This window comes from Thomasclavelia sp. (assembly GCF_017889095.1).
Classification (GTDB): Bacteria; Bacillota_I; Bacilli_A; order Erysipelotrichales; family Coprobacillaceae; genus Thomasclavelia.
On the sequence record NZ_JAGHEW010000199.1, the window covers coordinates 1 to 2560 of the forward strand.

Annotated in this window: 3 protein-coding genes; 2 read left to right on the forward strand and 1 reads right to left on the reverse strand. The window is 26.9% G+C overall.

The window, feature by feature from the left end:
* Nucleotides 1-212 precede the first annotated feature (212 nt).
* Entirely contained in the window at nt 213-389 is a 177-nt protein-coding gene (locus J7M77_RS08530; RefSeq protein ID WP_296877486.1) for a hypothetical protein, read from the forward strand.
* A gap of 241 nt (nt 390-630) precedes the next feature.
* On the opposite strand, the gene J7M77_RS08535 is transcribed toward J7M77_RS08530, so the two are convergent.
* On the reverse strand, nt 631-1386 hold the full coding sequence (locus J7M77_RS08535; RefSeq protein ID WP_296877490.1) for a Cof-type HAD-IIB family hydrolase: 756 nt from the start codon (nt 1384-1386) through the stop codon (nt 631-633).
* Nucleotides 1387-1559: 173 nt separating this feature from the next.
* Here J7M77_RS08535 and J7M77_RS08540 point away from each other — a divergent pair.
* Nucleotides 1560-2560: ABC transporter permease (locus J7M77_RS08540; protein WP_296877487.1), on the forward strand; the 1001-nt coding region annotated here is incomplete at its 3' end.

The following is a 2560-nucleotide window of genomic DNA, read 5'->3' on the forward strand; positions in this document are numbered from 1 at the left end:
AATTGATAATCCTTGCAGACAAATAAAACTAGAAAAAACTATTTTAATGATTATATTTCTAGACAAATTTATTCCTAGTTAATCAACATATTTTTTGATAAGTAGCTCTTAATAAATCTTAACAAAAGTAAAATGAATTGACAGACAATAAATATTTTCGATAAAATCAAATTAGCTTAAGCTAACCTAAAAAAGATGTTGAGGACACAAAAATGAAAAAACTTTGGAATAATAAAATGCTTAAAACTTTTGTAATTATAGACAGTATTTGGTTGATTGGAATTTTGATTAATTATTGGATTTTTAAAGATTTTGTCAGTATACCATATATTGGATTATTTATTTTTTCAAATATTTGCATTTATATTGGATTACGTGATGATAAGTGATAATATCAATAAATAGCTATATTGTTGATACGGATTAATGGTATTTTCAAAAGTATTTATTTTATCAATACAATTATAAAGACAGTTGACAATTTTTGTTAACTGTCCTTATAACATATAAAAAAGATATTATCGTAAGTTTTATTTATAATATTTATTGATTGTAACATAAGTTAAAAAACATCGAAATTAATGATATATGGATATTTTAAAGCTAAAAATCTTGAGTTAAAACTCAAGATCAAAGAATATTTTCATGTTTTAAAGCATTAATGATGCCATCATTTAAAATATCATCAGTAATATAAGTTGCTTTTTCTTTTAATATAGCAACTGCATTACCCATGGCAATTGCATGACCTGCGTTTCTAAACATCGCTAAATCATTATAACCATCACCAAAAGCATAAACATTTTCTTTACTGATTTTAAAATGATCCATTAAATACTTGATACCATCGCCTTTATCAAAACCAATCGTTGAACAATCACAAGAACCATGACCACCATGATCATTGATAACTAGATCATCTTTAAATAATGAAATTAATTGATCACGTTTTTCTAATGTTGGATAAAAAAGATCAAAAGTATAATAGTTATCAAAACTATACCCTTCCTTGATCCGCTCATTTCCATATTCTTGTTTTACTTCATTGATTTGCTGTCTATTTAAATTATAAGTACAAGAATATTCATCGCTTACAAACATTGCTCCACAATCAAGTTGTTTAACTTTTGTTTGATAATTTTCAATTTCCTGTTTTGTTAAAACTTTACCAAATATTTTTTCATCATTATAAATAATATAACGACCATTACAAGCAACATAACCACTAATTAAATCTTTAAACAATCCTTTAGCATAAAAAGGAGCTCGTCCTGTACAAATAAACGTTAAATAACCCATTTCTTTTAACCTTTTTAAAGCTTCTAAATTACTTTCAGGAATCTTTCCTTTTATCGCTAAAGTACCATCAATATCAAAAAAGAACATTTTATTCAATCCATATCACCATCCTCAAATAATATTTAAGCATATATTAATAAACGATACAACCATTTAAGAAAGTAAATAATTTTTACAGGTTTGAGTTTTTTTCACACATTGTTTTGATTATTTGATTTTATTTATTGATTAGACTAAAGTTGTAAAAAGGAGGAGAGTGAATGATTAAAAATGCATTATTAAGCATTAAGAAAAACGTGGGGAGAAGTTTATTATTATTGTTTTTGATGTTTATTATTTCCAATTTAATTATTGCTGGTTTATCAATCCAATCAGCATCATTACAATCAATCAGCCAAGTGCGTACTTCTTTAGACAGTGAAGTAACATTTTCTTATCAAATGCAAAATTTAATGAAAAAGCGTGAAAAAGGGGCTTCAATGGAAGATACTTTAGAAGATATCACGGTGGAAATGGCCGATTCTTTAAAAGATCTTAAATATGTAGAAAACTATAATTATACTTTAAGTATTGGCGCTACTAGTGATCAAATTAATCCGGTGGAAATGACCACAAATAATGGTGAAATTAATATTAGACCAGAAAATGAAAATATGAAAGAAGCGGATTTTACAATCGTTGGTAATACCACAATGACCTATCTATCCAATTTTGAAGAAGAAAATTATGTTTTAAGTTCCGGGCGATTATTAACTAATGAAGATGTAAATAGCCAAAACTGTGTTATTGAAGCAACTCTTGCCAGTGATAATGACCTTCAAGTTGGTGATACCATTAGTTTTAAAGCTACAAATGATGAAACTAAAACAGTTACTTTAACGATCATTGGGATTTATACAATTGAAGCTAGTAATCAAATGGGTGATATGATGAGTAATCGTCAAAATCCAATTAATCAAATTTATACTGATTTATCGGTTGCTCAAAGTTTAAATGGTGATGAACAAAAAATTTCTAGTGCTACTTATTATCTCGATGATCCTGATCATATTGATGCTTTTATTGAACTGGCAAAATCATCAACGGATATTGATTTTGAAACTTATAGCTTAAATGCCAATGATGGCATTTATCAACGCACTATTTCTTCTTTAGAAAATATGCAACAATTTGCAACTATCTTTTTAATTGTCGTTGTTATTGCTGGTGGAATCATTCTTTGTTTAATTCTAGTATTAACGATGCGTAATCGTTTCTATGA

What these genes read in the sequence shown, in the direction of transcription:
- J7M77_RS08530 (WP_296877486.1), top strand. Translation starts at nt 213, where the DNA reads ATGAAAAAACTTTGGAATAATAAAATGCTTAAAACTTTTGTAATTATA.
- J7M77_RS08535 (WP_296877490.1), bottom strand. Translation starts at nt 1,386, where the DNA reads ATGTTCTTTTTTGATATTGATGGTACTTTAGCGATAAAAGGAAAGATT.